The organism is Vibrio palustris (assembly GCF_024346995.1).
GTDB classification, from domain to species: Bacteria; Pseudomonadota; Gammaproteobacteria; order Enterobacterales; family Vibrionaceae; genus Vibrio; species Vibrio palustris.
Genome location: NZ_AP024887.1, coordinates 233,224 through 253,096, shown reverse-complemented (window position 1 = coordinate 253,096; position 19,873 = coordinate 233,224). Strand labels below are relative to the sequence as shown.

Genomic DNA, 19,873 nt, shown 5'->3' with positions numbered 1-19,873 from the left:
GTCTAACTATACGCTTGATTTATGATAAGGTTTAGATAACTCATGAACCGCGTCCACAAAAACCCCAGCGTTGTCTGGCGGAACATCAAGATGAATACCATGACCAAGGTTAAAGACATGTCCAGTATCATCGTGTCCGTAATCGTCTAGAATCGAGCCGACTTCTTGACGAATACGCTCAGGACTTGCATAGAGGATTGAAGGATCCATATTTCCTTGTAATGTCACCTTATCACCGACACGAGCTTTCGCATCAGAAATATTAATAGTCCAGTCTAAACCAACCGCATCACACCCCGTTGCTACGATTTTCTCAAGCCACATGCCACCATTTTTCGTAAATAGAGTCACTGGCACGCGGCGACCTTCATTTTCACGAATCAAACCATCGACTATTTTATGCATGTACTGCAATGAGAAGTCTTGATAATCTTTTGGCGTTAATACCCCACCCCAAGTATCAAATACCATAACAGATTGGGCACCTGCTTTGATTTGCGCATTAAGGTAATCGATAACACTATCGGCTAACTTGTCTAGAAGTAAATGCAGCGTTGCCGGCTCTGCGTACATCATCTTCTTAATCTTAGTGAATGCTTTAGATGGACCGCCTTCAATCATATAAGTTGCAAGTGTCCAAGGGCTACCAGAAAAACCAATTAACGGGACTTCACCTTGCAAATCTTTACGGATTTGGCGCACCGCATTCATTACATATTGTAGTTCACCTTCTGGATCAGGGGTTGGGAGATTTAATACATCTGCCTTACGTTGAATTGGCAAGGCAAATTTCGGCCCTTCTCCAGCCACAAAGTGTAGCCCTAATCCCATCGCATCTGGGATAGTGAGAATATCGGAGAACAAGATTGCCGCATCCAGAGGAAAACGACGCAAAGGCTGCAATGTCACTTCAGAAGCTAAATCTGCATCACGGCACAATGACATAAAGTCGCCAGCTTGCGCTCGCACTTCACGGTACTCAGGAAGATAACGACCTGCCTGACGCATCATCCACACTGGGGTATAATCCACTGGCTGTTTGAGCAGTGCGCGTAAATAACGATCGTTCTTTATTTCTGTCATTCCGTCTTCCACTTTTTTCTATATCGGCTAGGGTAAACCCCTATTCTACCATGGTTTATTGGCAATGACTGTCACGCCCATACTAAGTGCGATCCATGCCGTTGCTTTGCGTTATGCGATACGCGATACGCGATACGCGATACGCGATACGCGATACTATCACACACCATTACGAATCGCGGTCAAGGTTTGTTCAATCAGGGTACGCGCAATAGTACCTACTGGGGCTAAGTCAGGTAGCTCATCCACACCAAACCACTTTGCATCACTCAGCTCACTGTAATCAGGCTTAATCTCTCCACTTGCATAGTCGGCAAGAAAGCCTGTCATAATATTAGAAGGGAAAGCCCAAGGCTGACTGGCTTGATAGCGTATATTGCTTACTTTTATGCCCGTCTCTTCATAAATTTCGCGAGTGACACATTCTTCGAGTGTTTCACCTACTTCGACAAACCCGGCAATGACCGTGTACATACCGGTTTTATGGCGAGGGTGCTGAGCGAGTAGAATTTTATCTCCATTACGTACCGCAACGATAATGCAGCTATTGATACGTGGATAATGCATCATACGGCAGTCTTGGCACTGCATGGCATATTGGCTGTGATTAAAATGGTTTCTACCACCACAGGCGGAGCAAAATCGCTGACTTTCGACCATATGGCCATACTGTACTGCTTTGCTGATTATATGAAACAACTCAGTATCCATCGTTAAAAAAGTCCGTAATGACACACACTCAGGAGACCAATCTAACGAGCTGGCACTCACCCAAAATACGGGCGAATTTTGATAAGTTCCAATTTGAATACTATCCAAAACAGGGATAGAAAAATCGTCGGCAGTACCAAAAGGAATACCTCCGTCAAAACTCCAGACGTCGGAACCAGAAACGATACACCAATAAGCGTTCTGTTCATCACTTTTTTCTAACATATGCATACCTCATCACTTGCAGTAAGTGTTGTTTACTGGCAACCTTAAATTGTCTAGGTATTCACCAGTTTATGTCTTATTTCTCTGACAGGGTGGTTTAATACCAATAGCTAGCACAATCATTATTGTAATAATGAGCCATTGAGGGCGAAGTTATGCTGAAACAATTGAAAAAAACACAAGAACAATGGGGCGGCTCTAGCACAGTGATTGATCATTGGCTGGCTAAGAGGCAAGAGCTCGTTGTTGCTTACTGCAAGCTTGTCACTATTGAGCCAAATGCAGCTAAAGGTCCTATTGCCAAACTGCCGACTCCCGCGGAACTTCAAGTGTTTTGCCAAGATTTGGTTGATTATATATCAGAAGGTCATTTCAAAATCTATGACATGGTCATGGACAAATGGCACGCAACAGGATTTCAAGCGACAACTGAGATTAACAATACTTACCACCAAATATCTGATAGCAATAACCCATTACTTGATTTTACCGATCGCTACGCAGATGTCACTGATGATGATGATTTAGAAGAGCTTGATAACGATCTTTCCAAGATAGGTGAAGTTCTAGAAAATCGGTTTTATACGGAAGATTATTTAATACAGCTTATTGCTGACAGCCTCGCCTACCCTCCTGGTGCTTAAGATATTGATATAGTGATCTAACGTAATACTCATCACAACCTCAGCTTTCACTATATAACAGGCATAAAAAAGGCACCCGAAGGTGCCTTTTTTTATGACGCTTAGTTACTCATCCGAAGAGAAGCCAGCATTCAGTAGAGCAGCAAGGTTATCTGTTGCTTGTTCAACAGATGGTCCTTCTTTTTGTGCTTCACGTCGTGCTTGACGTTCTTGGTGGTATGCGAAACCCGTACCTGCAGGAATTAGACGACCTACAATAACGTTTTCTTTCAGACCACGTAACTCATCACGTTTACCAGAAACCGCGGCTTCTGTTAGTACGCGAGTTGTTTCTTGGAACGATGCAGCAGAGATAAATGACTCAGTCGCTAGAGAAGCCTTCGTAATACCTAGAAGCTCACGCTCGAAACGTGCAGGCTCTTTGCCTTCGTCTTCTAGTTTACGGTTAGAAATCTTAACTTGTGAGAATTCAACCTGTTCACCTGCTAGGAACTCAGAGTCACCAGCATGCGTGATGGTACACTTACGCAACATCTGACGAACGATCGTTTCGATGTGCTTATCGTTAATCTTAACGCCTTGCAAACGGTAAACTTCTTGCACTTCGTTAGTGATGTACTGAGTTACCGCATGGATTCCACGTAGACGTAGAATATCATGTGGAGTCTCTGGACCATCAGCAATAACATCACCACGTTCAACACGCTCACCTTCGAACACGTTCAACTGACGATGTTTAGGGATCATCTCTTCGTACGCATCACCACCATCGCGAGTGATAACAAGACGACGCTTGCCTTTCGTTTCTTTACCAAATGATACTGTACCAGTATGTTCAGCAAGAATCGCAGGTTCTTTCGGCTTACGGGCTTCGAACAAGTCAGCCACTCGTGGAAGACCACCGGTGATATCTTTGTTTCCGCCAGATTTCTGAGGAATACGAGATAACGTATCACCCACGCTTACTTCCGCGCCATCTTCAATATTAACGATCGCTTTACCAGGTAGGAAGTATTGAGCTGGCATATCCGTACCAGGAATCATTACATCTTTACCTTGCTCATCAACAAGTTTGATAGCTGGACGCATATCTTTACCTGCTGAAGGACGCGCGGCTGGCTCTGTTACTTCGCTTGAAGAAAGACCAGTCAGTTCATCCGTTTGACGAGCAACCGTAACACCATCAATCATATCAACATATTGGATACGACCCGCTACTTCAGTGATGATAGGCAATGTGTGTGCTTCCCAGTTTGCAACTAGGTCGCCAACAGCCACTGCTTCATTTTCACCTTTACTAAGCTGAGAACCATAAGGAAGCTTGTGCTTCTCTTTGGTACGGCCGAATTCATCAATGATAGTCAACTCAGAAGCACGAGATGTGATAACAAGTTTCTTATCTTTGTTGATTACGTACTTAGCATTATGCAGCTTGATAGAACCGTTGTTCTTCGCTTTGATGCTGTTTTCTGCTGCGGCCGTTGATGCCGCACCACCGATGTGGAACGTACGCATGGTAAGCTGTGTACCCGGTTCACCGATAGACTGCGCAGCGATAACACCGACAGATTCACCTTGGTTAACCAAGTGACCACGAGCCAAGTCACGACCGTAACATAGTGCACAACAACCGAAGTCAGCGTCACATGTTACAACAGAACGTACTTTCACCCAGTCAATTGAGTTTTCGTCCAACAATTCACACAGTTTCTCATCAAGAAGCGTGTTACGTGGCAGCAATACAGTTTCAGTACCAGGAATCAGAACGTCTTCAGCAACAACACGACCAAGCACAAGCTCAGATAGCGCAACTTTAACATCACCACCCTCGATATGAGGAGTCATGATAACGCCTTCAGGTGTACCACAGTCAGTTTGTGTAATCACAACATCCTGAGCTACGTCAACAAGACGACGAGTCAAGTAACCTGAGTTCGCTGTCTTCAATGCTGTATCCGCAAGACCCTTACGAGCACCGTGCGTTGAGATAAAGTACTGAAGTACGTTTAGACCTTCTTTAAAGTTCGCAGTGATCGGCGTTTCGATGATCGAGCCATCTGGACGTGCCATCAGACCACGCATACCTGCCAGCTGACGAATCTGTGCTGCAGAACCACGTGCACCTGAGTCGGCCATCATGTAGATGCTGTTAAACGATTCTTGCTCTTCTTCGTCACCGTCACGGTTAATTACCATTTCAGTCGATAGATTCGTCATCATCGCTTTCGCAACACGATCATTGGTTGATGCCCAAATATCGATAACTTTGTTGTAGCGCTCACCCGCAGTTACAAGACCAGATTGGAACTGTTCTTGAATTTCACGAACTTCTTCTTCCGCTGCTGCAATTTCAGTGTATTTCGCATCTGGTACAACCATATCGTCGATACCAACAGATACGCCAGAAAGTGCTGCGTAAGCAAAACCTGTGTACATGATTTGGTCAGCAAAAATAACCGTATCTTTTAGACCTAGCTTACGATAAGCCGAGTTCAGCAAGGTAGAAATTTGCTTTTTACCTAACTTCTGGTTGATGATCTCGTAAGGCAGACCTTTTGGTACGATTTGCCACAACATTGCACGACCAACAGTCGTATCGACCATTTTGGTTTCTGTTGTGCTGTTACCGTCATCATCAATGACAGTTTCAGTAATACGTACTTTCACTCGTGCATGCAACGTCGCAGACTTAGTACGGTATGCTTTTTCAGCCTCTTCTGGGCCGGCCAAGTACATACCTTCGCCTTTGTCGTTAATTTTTGAGCGAGTCATGTAGTAAAGACCCAATACAACGTCCTGAGAAGGTACGATGATCGGATCACCTGACGCTGGCGACAGAATGTTGTTTGTCGACATCATCAAGGTACGAGCTTCTAACTGAGCTTCCAACGTTAACGGTACGTGTACCGCCATTTGGTCACCATCGAAGTCGGCGTTATATGCCGCACACACCAATGGGTGTAGCTGCATCGCTTTACCTTCAATCAGTACCGGCTCAAATGCCTGGATACCTAGACGGTGAAGTGTTGGTGCACGGTTTAGCATCACTGGGTGTTCACGGATAACATCATCCAAGATATCCCAAACAACGGCTTCTTCGCGCTCAACCATTTTCTTCGCAGCTTTGATCGTTGTCGCTAGACCACGGCCTTCAAGTTTGCTGTAGATAAATGGCTTAAATAGCTCAAGTGCCATCTTCTTAGGAAGACCACACTGGTGCAGACGTAAGTAAGGACCAACAGTAATAACTGAACGACCTGAATAGTCTACACGTTTACCAAGCAAGTTCTGACGGAAACGACCTTGTTTACCCTTGATCATATCAGCAAGAGATTTCAGAGGACGCTTGTTAGAACCTGTAATCGCACGACCACGACGACCGTTGTCGAGTAGCGCATCAACAGACTCTTGCAACATACGCTTTTCGTTACGTACGATGATGTCTGGAGCAGCTAGCTCTAGTAAACGTTTCAAACGGTTGTTACGGTTGATCACACGACGATATAAATCGTTCAAATCAGACGTTGCAAAACGACCGCCATCTAGAGGTACTAGCGGACGAAGATCTGGCGGAAGAACAGGAAGAACAGTTAAGATCATCCATTCCGGGTTGTTGCCAGAAGAAACAAATGCTTCTACCAATTTAAGACGTTTTGTGATTTTCTTACGCTTAGTTTCTGAGTTCGTTGTTTGTAACTCTTCACGCATAAGTTCAGCTTCTTGAGCCAAATCCATCGCACGTAGCAGATCTTTAACTGCTTCCGCACCCATCTTAGCAGCAAACTCATCGCCCCACTCTTCTAGGCGATCTAGGTATTCTTCTTCCGTTAGCATTTGACCTTTTTCTAGGTCAGTCATGCCAGGCTCAGTCACTACATACATTTCGAAGTAAAGAACACGTTCGATGTCACGTAGCGGCATATCCATTAATAGACCGATACGAGATGGTAGTGATTTAAGGAACCAGATGTGAGCAACAGGAGATGCTAGTTCGATGTGACCCATACGTTCACGACGAACTTTAGTCTGTGTAACTTCAACGCCACACTTCTCACAGATCACACCACGGTGTTTCAGGCGCTTATATTTTCCACAAAGACATTCGTAGTCTTTAACTGGACCAAAAATACGCGCACAGAAAAGACCATCACGTTCAGGTTTGAACGTACGATAGTTGATCGTTTCAGGTTTTTTCACTTCACCAAAAGACCATGAACGAATCATGTCTGGTGAAGAAAGACCGATTTTGATCGCGTCAAATTCTTCAGTCTTATGCTGTGCTTTTAGAAAGTTTAATAAGTCTTTCACAATCAGCTCCTGTAAGGAGTTAAAAAGGAGCTTACCCTAGAGTAAGCACCTTCCAACCGAAAACCAATAAGGTCGCCTCAATGAGGCAACCAAACAGTTTACTCTTCGTCTTCTAGCTCGATGTTGATACCTAGCGAGCGAATCTCTTTCAACAATACGTTGAACGATTCTGGCATGCCAGGTTCCATAGAATGGTTACCGTCAACAAGATTTTTATACATCTTAGTACGACCATTCACGTCATCGGATTTCACCGTCAACATTTCTTGTAGAGTGTAAGCTGCACCGTATGCTTCAAGTGCCCATACTTCCATCTCACCGAAACGCTGGCCACCGAACTGAGCTTTACCACCAAGTGGTTGCTGAGTCACCAAGCTGTATGAACCAGTTGAACGAGCGTGCATCTTATCGTCAACCAAGTGGTTCAGTTTCAGCATGTACATGTAACCGACAGTAACAGGACGCTCAAAGGCATCACCAGTACGACCATCGAACAATGTCATCTGACCTGATTCTGGTAAATCAGCCAGTTTCAATAGTTCTTTGATGTTTGGCTCAGAAGCACCATCGAAGACAGGTGTTGCGATCGGTAAACCACCACGTAGGTTTTTCACCAATGTACGCACTTCATCATCCGACAAGCTTGCAATGTCTACTTTCTGGCGAGTCTCGCCTAAGTTGTAAACTTGCTGTAGGAAATCACGTAGTTTCCCTAGCTCTTGCTGCTCTTTCACCATACGGTTGATCTTGTCACCAATGCCTTTCGCTGCAGCACCTAAGTGAACTTCAAGAATCTGACCGATGTTCATACGTGATGGTACACCCAATGGGTTCAACACGATATCAACTGGCGTTCCGCTTTCATCGTAAGGCATATCTTCGATTGGGTTAATCTTAGAAATAACACCTTTGTTACCGTGACGACCGGCCATCTTATCACCCGGCTGAATGCGACGCTTCACAGCCAAGTAAACTTTAACGATTTTCAGTACACCAGGAGCAAGATCATCACCTTGAGTGATCTTACGACGCTTAACTTCAAATTTCTTATCAAATTCAGCACGTAACTCATCAAACTGTTCAGCTAGCTGTTCAAGCTGAGATTGTAGCTCATCGTCTTCAAAAGTTTGCTCTAGCAATTTCTTCGGTTCGATGCTTGCTACTTTCTCTTCGCTCATACCGCTATTGATTAGCAAGGTACGAACTCGAGCTAATAGACCGCCTTCAAGAATTTGGAACTCTTCTGTTAGGTCTTTTTTCGCTTCTTTAAGCTGCATCTGTTCGATTTCAAGTGCACGCTTGTCTTTCTCTACGCCATCGCGAGTAAAGACTTGTACATCAATAACCGTACCAGATACTGAGTTAGGAACACGTTGTGACGTGTCTTTCACATCTGAAGCTTTTTCACCAAAGATGGCTCGCAAAAGCTTCTCTTCTGGAGTGAGCTGTGTTTCGCCTTTAGGCGTCACTTTACCCACTAGGATGTCACCACCCTTAACTTCTGCACCGATGTATACGATACCTGACTCGTCCAGTTTAGACAGTGCCGCTTCACCCACGTTTGGAATGTCAGCTGTCACTTCCTCTGCACCTAGCTTAGTATCACGTGCCACACAAGATAACTCTTGAATATGGATCGTAGTAAAGCGATCTTCTTTAACAACATTTTCAGAAACTAAAATAGAATCCTCAAAGTTGTAACCGTTCCAAGGCATGAACGCGATACGCATGTTTTGACCAAGCGCAAGTTCACCTAAATCGGTAGAAGGACCATCGGCCAGTACATCGCCACGTGAAATTGGCTCATTTGGCATAACACATGGGCGCTGGTTAATACAGGTGTTCTGGTTTGAACGTGTGTATTTAATCAAGCTGTAAATGTCGATACCTGCTTCGCCTGGAATCAGTTCTTCTTCATTTACTTTAACCACGATACGTGACGCATCCACAGACTGGATAACACCACCACGTGCAGCAACCACAGTGACACCTGAGTCAACGGCTACGTTACGCTCAATACCAGTACCTACTAGTGGCTTATCAGCCACAACTGTCGGTACGGCCTGACGCTGCATGTTCGCACCCATCAAGGCACGGTTAGCATCATCGTGCTCTAGGAACGGAATCAAAGATGCCGCTACCGATACAACTTGGTTCGTTGCAACGTCCATGTAGTTAACATGTTCGCGCGGGTGAAGACCCGATTCACCACGTTGACGAGCAGTGATAAGCTCATCAGCGAAAGTCAGATCTTCGGTCAAGTGTGCGTTCGCCTGAGCGATAACAAATTGACCTTCCTGAATCGCTGACAAGTAGTCAATCTCTTCAGTTACTACACCATCAATAACACGACGATATGGTGTTTCTAAGAAACCATATTCATTACAACGTGCAAAGGCTGAAAGTGAGTTGATCAAACCGATGTTTGGACCTTCCGGCGTTTCGATCGGACACAAACGACCATAGTGCGTTACGTGTACATCTCGAACTTCAAAACCAGCACGCTCACGAGTTAGACCACCTGGACCCAAAGCAGAAATACGACGTTTGTGCGTCACTTCTGATAGTGGGTTGTTTTGGTCCATAAACTGAGACAGCTGTGAAGAGCCAAAGAATTCTTTAACTGCTGCAGAAATCGGCTTCGCGTTAATCAAGTCTTGTGGCATCACGTTATCAAGATCGCCCAAGCTTAGACGTTCTTTCACAGCGCGTTCAACACGTACTAGACCAACACGGAATTGGTTTTCTGCCATTTCGCCCACGCTACGGATACGACGGTTACCTAGGTGGTCGATATCGTCCACCTCACCGATGCCGTTACGGATAGAAATGAGTTTCTTCATCACTTCGACGATATCTGTTTCGTCAAGAGTGCCTTGCTCACCAGCGTCTTCACGACCGATAGAGCTGTTAAACTTCATACGACCGACGATCGATAAGTCGTAACGCTCTTCAGAGAAGAACAGACTTTCGAATAAGGCTTCAGCCGCTTCTTTTGTTGGCGGCTCGCCAGGACGCATCATACGGTAGATTTCTACCAGCGCCGAGATACGGTCTGTTGTGCTGTCGACACGTAATGTGTCAGACATGAATGGACCGTGATCTAAATCGTTCGTAAAGAGAACTTCAAGTTTTTTGTAACCTGCTTGTGACAGATTAGCTAGCGACTCAAGCGTTAACTCTTGGTTCGCTGCAACGATAACTTCACCCGTTGCTTCGTCAATGTAATCTCTAGAAGACACTTTGCCCACAATGTACTCAACTGGTACATCAATGAACTGAACGCCATCTTTTTCTAATTGACGGATGTGACGTGCTGTAACACGGCGACCTTGCTCAACATAAACTTTGCCATCGGATTCGATGTCAAAAGAAGCAGTTTCACCACGTAGACGTTCTGGTACAAGTTCCATGTAAAGCGTTTGGTCTTTCACTTCGAAATTAATTTTCTCGAAGAATAGGCCCAAAATCTCTTCAGTAGACTTACCAAGAGCGCGTAAGATGATTGATGCAGGCAGCTTACGACGGCGGTCAATACGTACGTACAGGTTGTCTTTAGGGTCGAATTCGAAATCCAACCATGAACCACGGTAAGGAATTACACGTGCGTTATAAAGAACTTTACCTGATGAGTGGGTCTTACCCTTATCGCTGTCGAAGAACACGCCGGGGCTTCGGTGCAGCTGGGATACGATAACCCTCTCAGTACCATTGATTACGAAGGTACCATTTTCAGTCATGAGTGGAATTTCACCCATGTAGACTTCTTGTTCTTTAATATCTTTGACAGTACCTGCTGGCGCGTCTTTATCAAAAATCACTAAGCGCAGTTTAACGCGTAATGGTTTTGAGTAAGTTACGCCGCGGATTTGACATTCTTTAACGTCAAATACTGGCTCACCAAGACGGTAGCTAACGTATTGCAGCTCTGAATTGCCGTTATAGCTCTGAATTGAAAATACAGAACGAAAAGCGGCTTCAAGACCGTATTGTCCTTCAGGATCCTGTTCGATGAACTTTTCGAAAGAATCGAGCTGGATCGATAGCAGGTATGGGACGTCCAATACTTGTGGACGCGTACCAAAGTCCTTACGGATGCGCTTTTTCTCGGTATAAGAGTAAACCATGGGGTTCCTCAGCTCGCTGATAAGTGACCCAAACTGTCCGCCTAAACAATATTATCGCAAAGGGTTGGGACAGTAACTATTGGCTGTTTATTGTAGTAACGACTTATTTCGAAGGAATAGATCGTGTTTTGCATGGATATCGGTATCTAAACAGCAGGAAAACTCACCAATACCCTACAGCGCAAAAAGGCCGGTGGTTAATTAACCACCAGCCAATAGCCTTACGGCTATGAAATTAAGAAATTACTTAACTTCAACAGACGCACCAGCTTCTTCAAGTTGTGCTTTCAATGTTTCTGCTTCGTCTTTAGAAACAGCTTCTTTAACTGACGCTGGAGCGCCGTCAACTAGAGCTTTAGCTTCTTTAAGACCTAGGCCAGTCGCACCGCGAACAGCTTTGATTACAGATACTTTGTTACCGCCAGCAGCAGTTAGAACTACGTCGAATTCAGTTTGTTCAGCAGCAGCTTCGCCACCTTCTGCACCGCCAGCTACAACAGCAGCAGCAGCAGAAACGCCGAATTTCTCTTCCATTGCTTCGATTAGTTCAACAACTTGCATTACAGACATTTCTGCAACTGCGTCTAGGATTTGTTCGTTAGTAATAGACATAACAATTCTCTTTTAAGTCAACAATAAGTTTATTTTGCAATCGTAAAAAAGCAAGCTTAATTATTAAGCAGCTTCTTCTTTTTGATCGCGAATAGCAGCGAAAGTACGTACCAATTTGCCAGCAGAAGCTTCTTTCATGCACATCATCAAGCGTGCGATTGCTTCGTCGTAAGTTGGTAGTTTCGCAAGTACGTCTGGGTCAGTAACTGTGCCTTCAAATGCAGCAGCTTTGATCTCAAATTCAGGGTTTGTTTTAGCAAAGTCTTTAAAAAGACGTGCAGCAGCACCTGGGTGTTCGTTAGAGAACGCGATCAAAGTTGGACCTACGAATTGGTCTGTTAGACATTCGTAGTCTGTGCCTTCTACAGCGCGACGAGCAAGTGTGTTACGGACAACTTTAAGGTAAACACCCTCTTCACGAGCTTGTTTACGTAGAGATGTCATCGCAGCAACTTGTACACCACGAGAGTCAGCAACAACTGCAGAAAGTGCACCACTGGCCGCTTCGTTGACTTCAGCAACAATTGCTTTTTTGTCTTGAAGATTTAAAGCCATGTTTGGATTAACTCCTGGTTGTCGTTACACCACTCTCCACCAATATGATAGAGAGAGCAAATACGGTGCATTCCCAGAAGAAAGATATAAAATAGAGCTTTCGTCAGTTCGGGCACCATCTACGTAGGAGCGATTAAGTCATTATAAAATGACGCCTACGGTCTTGGACGGAGACTGTTTACAGTTCGAAAACTGAACAGCCCCAACCACAAATATTAGGCGCAAAATTATACACGAATTTTGCGCCTAAGCAAATGCATTATGCGACAGTTGTAAGGCTACCCTGTTCAACTGAAACACCAGCACCCATCGTAGTAGAAATGCTTACTTTCTTAATGTAAACACCTTTAGCTGATGATGGCTTCGCTTTCTTAAGAGCAACGATAAGAGCTTCTAAGTTCTCTTTAAGTTGTTCTTCGCCGAAAGACACTTTACCAATCGTGGTATGAACGATGCCATTCTTGTCGTTACGGTAACGAACCTGACCTGCTTTAGCGTTCTTAACCGCTTCAGCAACGTTAGGAGTTACAGTACCAACTTTAGGGTTTGGCATCAGGCCACGTGGACCTAGGATAGTACCAAGCTGGCCTACAACGCGCATTGCATCTGGAGAAGCAACAACAACGTCGAAGTTCATTTCGCCTTTCTTAACTTGTTCAGCAAGATCTTCCATACCCACTAGGTCAGCGCCAGCTTCTTTCGCAGCTTCAGCGTTTGCACCTTGAGTGAACACAGCAACACGAATGTCACGACCAGTACCGTGTGGTAGCACAGTTGCGCCACGTACGTTTTGGTCAGATTTACGTGCATCGATGCCTAGGTTAACAGCAACGTCAACAGATTCTACAAACTTCGCTGTTGCTAGTTCTTTAAGAAGAGCAACGGCTTCGTTGAATTCGTAGTCTTTAGTTACTTCCACTTTTTCGCGGATAGTACGCATGCGTTTAGTAAGTTTTGCCATTGTTCTTAACCCTCAATCACTAAGCCCATAGAACGAGCAGTGCCCGCAATTGAGCGTTTTGTAGCTTCGATATCAGAACCAGTCATATCAGCAGCTTTTGTTTCTGCGATTTCTTGGATTTGAGCGTCAGTGATTGTACCCACTTTCTCAGAGTTCGGACGACCTGAACCAGACTTAACGCCTGCTGCTTTCTTAAGAAGAACGGCAGCCGGTGGAGTCTTAGTGATGAACGTGAAAGAACGATCGCTGTAAACAGTGATAACTACTGGAGTAGGTAGACCTTTTTCCACAGATTCAGTTTTTGCGTTAAACGCTTTACAGAATTCCATGATGTTCACACCACGTTGACCTAGAGCAGGACCAACCGGTGGACTTGGGTTCGCCATACCAGCTGCAACTTGCAGCTTGATATAAGCTTCAACTTTCTTAGCCATGATATTTCCTAATTAATGGGTTCTAACGCTGAACTTCATCAGCTCCCCGTACTTTTTTCAACAAAGACCTAATAAAAGGCGCGAAATTATAATCAGATTTCACACATTTCACAAGGTAAAAAGCTGTTTTTTTAATCAAGTTTTTCAACTTGACCAAATTCTAGTTCTACAGGTGTTGCGCGACCAAAGATCGACACTGACACTTTCAGGCGACTTTTCTCGTAGTCGACTTCTTCAACCGTACCATTAAAGTCTGCAAATGGACCATCGTTAACACGAACGACTTCTCCCGCCTCAAACATTGTCTTAGGACGTGGAGCTTCACTTGCTTTCTCTAAACGATTCAGAATCGCATCTGCTTCTTTATCTGTGATAGGTGCAGGACGATCTGAAGTACCGCCAATAAAGCCCATTACACGAGGTACGCTGCGTACAAGGTGCCATGATTCATCATTCATGACCATTTGTACTAGAACGTAGCCTGGGAAGAATTTGCGCTCACTCTTGCGGCGCTGGCCAGCACGCATCTCTACGACTTCTTCAGTAGGGACGAGCACTTCACCGAAGTGATCTTCCATACTGTGCATTTTTATATATTCACGTAGTGATTGTGCGACACGACCTTCAAATCCCGAGAAGGCTTGAACGACATACCAACGTTTTTTTGGAGCTTCACTCATCTATTTACCCTCTCTAATTAAATTCCAGTCGCAAAGGCAACGAGACGGACCATAATTCCATCTATACCCCACAAGATTAGCGCCATGACCACACATACCGCGAGAACGATAAGTGTTGTTTGTGTCGCTTCTTGACGAGTAGGCCAAACAACTTTACGAATTTCCATGCGAGACTCACGTGCAAAATCAATCGCAGCCTTACCTTTAGTAGTTAACGCCGTCACACCAAGTGCACCTGCTATTAACACGATAACGCCCGCAGCACGGATGACAACAGACATATCATCGTATACGTGATTACCCACAACAGCGGCAGCTAGCAGAGCAAAAGCGATAAGCCACTTAATTATCTCTGCTGCACTTGAGCTATCAGGAGTTTCAGCATTTTTTGCTTTCATAAACCAACCTGTCACAAGTCTTTACTTTAAACGACTATAACCCCGCTGCTGCAGGGCGAATCCTTTTTACATACTGGGTGCTGAATATAACACTTTGGGTTAAGAAATGCTCTCAACACTCAGCATCCTGCTTGCAATCGATTAAAATACAAGCAAATAAAGCAACAGCACTTAAAAAGGGCATCAAATGATGCCCTTTTTGCTAGTGTATCGTCAATTATTAAAGCAAATTAAGCTTCAATTTTAGCAACAACACCAGCACCTACTGTACGGCCGCCTTCACGAATCGCAAAACGTAGACCTTCGTCCATTGCGATTGGTGCGATTAGCTCTACAGTCATTTTAACGTTATCGCCTGGCATTACCATTTCTACGCCTTCTGGCAACTGGATATCACCAGTTACGTCAGTTGTACGGAAGTAGAACTGTGGACGGTAGCCTTTGAAGAATGGTGTGTGACGACCACCTTCATCTTTTGACAATACGTATACTTCTGATTCGAACTTAGTATGCGGAGTGATTGAACCTGGCGCTGCTAGTACTTGACCACGTTCTACGTCATCACGTTTTGTACCACGTAGTAGTGCACCAACGTTCTCACCTGCACGACCTTCGTCAAGCAGTTTACGGAACATTTCAACACCTGTACAAGTCGTTGTTGTTGTATCTTTCATACCAACGATTTGTACTTCTGCACCTACTTTTAGGATACCACGCTCTACACGACCTGTTACTACTGTACCACGACCTTGGATTGAGAATACGTCTTCAATCGGCATTAGGAATGGTTGGTCTACTGCACGTTGTGGCTCTGGAATGTAGTCGTCTAGCGCTTGTGCTAGTTCTACAATCTTCTCTTCCCACTGTGGTTCTTGGTTCAATGCACCTAGTGCAGAACCTTGAATTACTGGTAGGTCATCGCCTGGGAAGTCGTATTCTGATAGAAGTTCACGAACTTCCATTTCTACTAGTTCTAGTAGCTCTTCATCATCAACCATGTCACATTTGTTCATGAATACGATGATGTAAGGAATACCAACCTGACGGCCTAGTAGGATGTGCTCACGAGTTTGTGGCATTGGGCCATCTGTCGCAGCAACTACAAGGATACCACCGTCCATCTGTGCAGCACCTGTGATCATGTTTTTCACATAATCCGCGTGTCCTGGACAGTCAACGTGTGCGTAGTGACGAGTTGGAGTGTCGTACTCTACGTGTGAAGTTGCGATTGTGATACCGCGATCGCGCTCTTCTGGAGCGTTATCGATTGACGCGAAGTCACGTGCTGAACCGCCGTAAGTTTTAGACAGTACAGTACAGATAGCAGCTGTTAGCGTTGTTTTACCGTGGTCAACGTGGCCGATAGTACCAACGTTTACGTGCGGTTTCGTACGTTCAAATTTTTCTTTAGACATGAATTGTCCCTCTAGGTACGGATGTAGGTGGCTCTTGAGTGATGACCACGCAACCAATATTTATCGGTAGATAAGTATATATTAAAAGGAAATAGCTTGCTTAGAGCTGGTGCTGATAGGCAGAATCGAACTGCCGACCTCATCCTTACCAAGGATGCGCTCTACCGACTGAGCTATATCAGCACACGAAATTGGTTGGAGCGGGCAGCGGGAATCGAACCCGCATCATCAGCTTGGAAGGCTGAGGTAATAGCCATTATACGATGCCCGCAACACGTAACTCTTTTACTGCTATTTCCTAATAAATATGGTGGAGGAGGACGGATTCGAACCATCGAAGGCGGAGCCGGCAGATTTACAGTCTGCTCCCTTTGGCCACTCGGGAACTCCTCCAAAATTTTTATAGCCATTTCTACTACTTGGAAGAAATGGTGCCGACTACCGGAATCGAACTGGTGACCTACTGATTACAAGTCAGTTGCTCTACCTACTGAGCTAAGTCGGCATAAGTGGGGCGAATTCTATTGAATCCTATTAGGCCTTGCAACCCTTATTTCAAAAAAACCCACAATTATCGGGAAAATTTTATTTTTTCGACGTTTTTTTCACCAGTCCTTACACGAATATGAAATATGTTTAAGAATCTGATTTGCATTCTTTCGTCCTTGTTGTATGTTCCCTTTTCTCATTAGCTGAATTGTCGAGAGAAATATGAGTCCATATTTATCTTTTGATCGTACAACGTGGGCTAACCTACGTAATGCCGTTCCGATGACATTATCTGAAAACGATCTAAAAGAGCTACAAGGCATTAACGAAGAATTGACCATGAAGGAAGTGGCAGAGATCTATCTTCCTCTTGCTCGATTATTGAACTTATATGTGGCTGCTAGGCAGAGTCGCAATTCAGTTCTTGAAGAATTTTTAGATAATAAAGAACAAGCCCCACCATTTATAATAGGTATTGCGGGAAGTGTCGCGGTAGGAAAAAGTACGACAGCTCGATTACTGCGTGCCCTGCTCGCTCGTTGGGGTAACCATCCCAAGGTGGAATTAATTACTACCGATGGCTTCCTATATCCTAACAATGTTCTCAAACAAAAAAACATTATGCATAAGAAAGGGTTTCCTGAATCTTATGACATCAAACGCTTAGTACAGTTTGTCTCTGATGTAAAAGCCGGCGAGCCACACGTGGTTGCTCCTGTTTACTCACACATCACCTATGACATCACTGAAGAGCAAAAAGTGGTACACAGACCTGATGTGCTCATCATTGAGGGGCTTAATGTATTACAAAGTGGCATGGATTACCCTCACGCTCCACATACAGTGTTTATTTCCGATTTTCTTGATTTCTCAATTTACGTGGATGCCGATAGTGAGCTTATCGAAAATTGGTACGTCGAACGTTTCATGAAATTTCGCTATGGCGCATTCAAAAAGCCAGGTTCTTATTTCAGTCATTATAAAGAACTGTCCACTGCCGCAGCGGAAGATAAAGCACGAACCATCTGGTCAACGATCAACGGTAAAAATCTTGAACAAAACATTCTACCAACTAAGTATCGTGCCCATCTTATTTTACGTAAAAGCGATAACCACACAGTGAAAGAAATTCTGCTACGGAAATAAAACATCGGGTGGTTATCAGAGAGTAAAAAGACAGCTTGCCTTCTTTTTACTCTCCGCATCATTCATTACTACGTAGAGAGATCTCACCACCGATGTAGGTTTCCATTCCGTGCTCGGTTTCAATCCGTATGCCACCATGGTCATCTATGCCCCTTGCAATCCCCGTTACAATCTTCTGACCCATGATTAATTTTACTGGCCGGTTAATAAAATTATCGGTGCGATTCCAGCGTTCAACAAAATCTTGCATACCAACTTGCTCGTAATGATGTAAAGCACGATCCCAAGCTTGAATAAAGGCTACAGCCAGTTGGTTACGATCAAAATGATCGTTGCCGATCACCTCGCTTAATGTCGTGAATGGTTGATCTATTTCATTATCTCGGTCACGCATTGATAAGTTCATGCCCATCCCAATGACGAGATTGGCAGCCCCACCTGTTTGACCTGACATTTCCACTAAAATACCCGCAAGCTTTTTATCTTGATAGTACACATCATTTGGCCATTTTAGCTTTACGCCTTCAATACCTAACTGCTCGATTGCTTCGACAATCGCAACGCCGACGATTAAGCTTAACCCCATCGCGGCTGCTACTCCGGCCTCTAAGCGCCAATACATAGACAGGTATAAGTTAGTACCAAATGAGGATACCCACTTACGGCCACGTCTTCCTCGACCTTGCTCTTGGTGTTCAGCAAGACATACCGCACCAGAGCTTAGTGTGCTGATTCTATCGAGCATGTACTGATTAGTAGAATCAATCACAGGAAACAATTCAACGGGGTTCGACACCTGATTTTGGAGATAGTCAGCATCAAGCATATTGAGTGGCTGCGCTAATTGATAACCTTTACCCTGCACACGATAGATATCCAGCCCCCATTGCTGAATACCCTGAATATGCTTACTTACCGCGGCTCTAGATATACCAATTCGTGTGCCCAGAGCTTCTCCTGAATGGAACGCTCCATCGGATAACACCTTTAATACAGTTAGCTTAGTACTATGATTTTTCATGATTCGTCTCTATTACTTTATCTAAACTGGTTTCTTGCTCTGACCCCATAAAACGCACTTCCGGTTGTAAAGTTACACCATATTTTAGCTCAACCACTTCCCGAACCTTAGTGGCAAGCTGTATGACATCGTGAGCCGTCGCTTTACCTTGTTGGTTAATAATGACCAACGCTTGTTTAGGATGCACCTGTGCACCACCAACCACAACGCCTTTTAAACCTGCTTTATCAATGAGCCAACCGGCAGCGAGCTTAACACCGCCAGCCACGGGATAACCCACAATATCAGGATGAGTCGTTTGTAGTTGTGTGAAGTGATCGTGGTCAACGACGGGATTTTTAAAGAAGCTTCCGGCGTTCCCTTGCACACTTGGATTAGGTAACTTCTCGCGACGGACCTTGCAAACGGTATCAAATATTTGTTGGGCGCTCGCTTGTTGGCCCAATGCCTGCAATGGGCCATACTCTGTTTTTGGTTGCCATGCTTTGGCCAACGTTAAGCCCACCGCAACGATAATAGCTTTGCCATATAGTTCGTGTTTAAAAATCGAATCACGATACCCAAATTGACATTCACTCTGGGGTAATCGTTTGATAGTCAATGTTGATAAACACAAGTAATCGACGTAATCACAGACATCTTTTAACTCAACGCCATAGGCCCCTATATTTTGGATAGGAGCTGAACCCATGCACCCTGGAATCAAAGCCAGATTTTCTAAACCCGCAATACCATGGCCTACAGACCATTCCACCAACTCAGGCCAATCTTCGCCGGCAGAAACATGCAGATAGTGATGATGCTCATCTTGTGTATGCGTAAGACCTTGGATACGGTTAACTAATAACATGCCCGCATAAGAAGTAGTAAATAGCACATTACTGCCTCTACCTAAGATAAATTTAGGGACGCTTTTCCATTGGGGATCACGATACACCGAGATAAGATCCTCAACAGATTCAATAATAGTAAGGCGTTGACATACCTGATCGATTCCAAAGGTATGATAAGTCTTTAGCGATGTATTGAGATGAAATTGCATGGCATTCTTATAATCAATTAAA

15 protein-coding genes and 4 tRNA genes are annotated in these 19,873 nt (G+C 44.5%); 2 read left to right on the top strand and 17 right to left on the bottom strand.

The features are described from left to right. Window positions 1-6: 6 nt before the first annotated feature. Both hemE and nudC read right to left on the bottom strand, forming a co-directional pair. A complete protein-coding gene (hemE, locus tag OCU30_RS01155; RefSeq protein ID WP_077315798.1) occupies window positions 7-1,083 on the bottom strand; it encodes a uroporphyrinogen decarboxylase in 1,077 nt (358 codons plus the stop codon). Window positions 1,084-1,242: 159 nt separating this feature from the next. Continuing rightward, window positions 1,243-2,019, bottom strand: a complete 777-nt coding sequence (nudC, locus tag OCU30_RS01150; protein ID WP_077315797.1) for an NAD(+) diphosphatase — start codon at window positions 2,017-2,019, stop codon at window positions 1,243-1,245. Between the two features lie 155 nt (window positions 2,020-2,174). On the opposite strand from nudC, the gene OCU30_RS01145 reads away from it, so the two are divergent. Then, window positions 2,175-2,663 carry an Rsd/AlgQ family anti-sigma factor gene (locus OCU30_RS01145; protein WP_077315796.1) on the top strand — a complete coding sequence of 163 codons (489 nt, stop codon included), beginning with the start codon at window positions 2,175-2,177 and terminating at the stop codon, window positions 2,661-2,663. A gap of 105 nt (window positions 2,664-2,768) precedes the next feature. Here OCU30_RS01145 and rpoC read toward each other — a convergent pair whose 3' ends face one another. The 13 genes from rpoC to OCU30_RS01080 all read right to left on the bottom strand — a co-directional run bounded on the left by rpoC (window position 2,769) and on the right by OCU30_RS01080 (window position 16,658). Beyond that, a complete protein-coding gene (rpoC, locus tag OCU30_RS01140) occupies window positions 2,769-6,971 on the bottom strand; it encodes a DNA-directed RNA polymerase subunit beta' (RefSeq protein ID WP_077315795.1) in 4,203 nt (1,400 codons plus the stop codon). A 98-nt stretch (window positions 6,972-7,069) separates the two neighbouring features. Further along, entirely contained in the window at window positions 7,070-11,098 is a 4,029-nt protein-coding gene (gene rpoB / locus OCU30_RS01135; RefSeq protein ID WP_077315794.1) for a DNA-directed RNA polymerase subunit beta, read from the bottom strand. Window positions 11,099-11,341: 243 nt separating this feature from the next. Beyond that, the gene (rplL, locus tag OCU30_RS01130) at window positions 11,342-11,710 is read right to left on the bottom strand and encodes a 50S ribosomal protein L7/L12 (RefSeq protein WP_077315793.1); all 369 of its coding nucleotides are present in this window, start codon (window positions 11,708-11,710) and stop codon (window positions 11,342-11,344) included. Between the two features lie 63 nt (window positions 11,711-11,773). Then, window positions 11,774-12,265: a 50S ribosomal protein L10 gene (gene rplJ, locus OCU30_RS01125; protein WP_077315792.1), complete on the bottom strand. Its 492-nt coding sequence runs from the start codon at window positions 12,263-12,265 to the stop codon at window positions 11,774-11,776. Between the two features lie 259 nt (window positions 12,266-12,524). Beyond that, a complete protein-coding gene (rplA, locus tag OCU30_RS01120; protein WP_077315791.1) occupies window positions 12,525-13,226 on the bottom strand; it encodes a 50S ribosomal protein L1 in 702 nt (233 codons plus the stop codon). A 5-nt stretch (window positions 13,227-13,231) separates the two neighbouring features. After that, window positions 13,232-13,660 (bottom strand): 50S ribosomal protein L11, encoded by a 429-nt coding sequence (rplK, locus tag OCU30_RS01115; protein ID WP_077315790.1) that lies wholly within the window; start codon window positions 13,658-13,660, stop codon window positions 13,232-13,234. A gap of 131 nt (window positions 13,661-13,791) precedes the next feature. After that, window positions 13,792-14,340 carry a transcription termination/antitermination protein NusG gene (gene nusG, locus OCU30_RS01110; protein WP_077315789.1) on the bottom strand — a complete coding sequence of 183 codons (549 nt, stop codon included), beginning with the start codon at window positions 14,338-14,340 and terminating at the stop codon, window positions 13,792-13,794. 17 nt (window positions 14,341-14,357) lie between these two features. Further along, window positions 14,358-14,738, bottom strand: a complete 381-nt coding sequence (gene secE / locus OCU30_RS01105) for a preprotein translocase subunit SecE (protein WP_077315788.1) — start codon at window positions 14,736-14,738, stop codon at window positions 14,358-14,360. Between the two features lie 230 nt (window positions 14,739-14,968). After that, entirely contained in the window at window positions 14,969-16,153 is a 1,185-nt protein-coding gene (gene tuf, locus OCU30_RS01100; RefSeq protein ID WP_077315602.1) for an elongation factor Tu, read from the bottom strand. Between the two features lie 107 nt (window positions 16,154-16,260). Further along, window positions 16,261-16,336, bottom strand: a tRNA-Thr gene (locus OCU30_RS01095). A gap of 13 nt (window positions 16,337-16,349) precedes the next feature. Next, window positions 16,350-16,424 (bottom strand) — tRNA-Gly (locus tag OCU30_RS01090). 37 nt (window positions 16,425-16,461) lie between these two features. Further along, a tRNA-Tyr gene (locus tag OCU30_RS01085) sits at window positions 16,462-16,546 on the bottom strand. 36 nt (window positions 16,547-16,582) lie between these two features. Beyond that, window positions 16,583-16,658 (bottom strand) — tRNA-Thr (locus OCU30_RS01080). Window positions 16,659-16,864: 206 nt separating this feature from the next. On the opposite strand from OCU30_RS01080, the gene coaA reads away from it, so the two are divergent. Continuing rightward, window positions 16,865-17,788: a type I pantothenate kinase gene (coaA, locus tag OCU30_RS01075; RefSeq protein WP_077315787.1), complete on the top strand. Its 924-nt coding sequence runs from the start codon at window positions 16,865-16,867 to the stop codon at window positions 17,786-17,788. A gap of 58 nt (window positions 17,789-17,846) precedes the next feature. On the opposite strand, the gene birA is transcribed toward coaA, so the two are convergent. Both birA and murB read right to left on the bottom strand, forming a co-directional pair. Then, on the bottom strand, window positions 17,847-18,809 hold the full coding sequence (gene birA / locus OCU30_RS01070; RefSeq protein ID WP_077315786.1) for a bifunctional biotin--[acetyl-CoA-carboxylase] ligase/biotin operon repressor BirA: 963 nt from the start codon (window positions 18,807-18,809) through the stop codon (window positions 17,847-17,849). After that, window positions 18,796-19,851, bottom strand: a complete 1,056-nt coding sequence (murB, locus tag OCU30_RS01065; protein WP_077315785.1) for a UDP-N-acetylmuramate dehydrogenase — start codon at window positions 19,849-19,851, stop codon at window positions 18,796-18,798. Before murB ends, birA begins: the two co-directional genes overlap by 14 nt. Between the last annotated feature and the right edge of the window lie 22 nt (window positions 19,852-19,873).

Coding starts and splice junctions, on each gene's coding strand:
- hemE (WP_077315798.1), bottom strand. CDS start 1,083: ATGACAGAAATAAAGAACGATCGTTATTTACGCGCACTGCTCAAACAG.
- nudC (WP_077315797.1), bottom strand. CDS start 2,019: ATGTTAGAAAAAAGTGATGAACAGAACGCTTATTGGTGTATCGTTTCT.
- OCU30_RS01145 (WP_077315796.1), top strand. CDS start 2,175: ATGCTGAAACAATTGAAAAAAACACAAGAACAATGGGGCGGCTCTAGC.
- rpoB (WP_077315794.1), bottom strand. CDS start 11,098: ATGGTTTACTCTTATACCGAGAAAAAGCGCATCCGTAAGGACTTTGGT.
- rplL (WP_077315793.1), bottom strand. CDS start 11,710: ATGTCTATTACTAACGAACAAATCCTAGACGCAGTTGCAGAAATGTCT.
- rplJ (WP_077315792.1), bottom strand. CDS start 12,265: ATGGCTTTAAATCTTCAAGACAAAAAAGCAATTGTTGCTGAAGTCAAC.
- rplA (WP_077315791.1), bottom strand. CDS start 13,226: ATGGCAAAACTTACTAAACGCATGCGTACTATCCGCGAAAAAGTGGAA.
- rplK (WP_077315790.1), bottom strand. CDS start 13,660: ATGGCTAAGAAAGTTGAAGCTTATATCAAGCTGCAAGTTGCAGCTGGT.
- nusG (WP_077315789.1), bottom strand. CDS start 14,340: ATGAGTGAAGCTCCAAAAAAACGTTGGTATGTCGTTCAAGCCTTCTCG.
- secE (WP_077315788.1), bottom strand. CDS start 14,738: ATGAAAGCAAAAAATGCTGAAACTCCTGATAGCTCAAGTGCAGCAGAG.
- tuf (WP_077315602.1), bottom strand. CDS start 16,153: ATGTCTAAAGAAAAATTTGAACGTACGAAACCGCACGTAAACGTTGGT.
- coaA (WP_077315787.1), top strand. CDS start 16,865: ATGAGTCCATATTTATCTTTTGATCGTACAACGTGGGCTAACCTACGT.
- birA (WP_077315786.1), bottom strand. CDS start 18,809: ATGAAAAATCATAGTACTAAGCTAACTGTATTAAAGGTGTTATCCGAT.
- murB (WP_077315785.1), bottom strand. CDS start 19,851: ATGCAATTTCATCTCAATACATCGCTAAAGACTTATCATACCTTTGGA.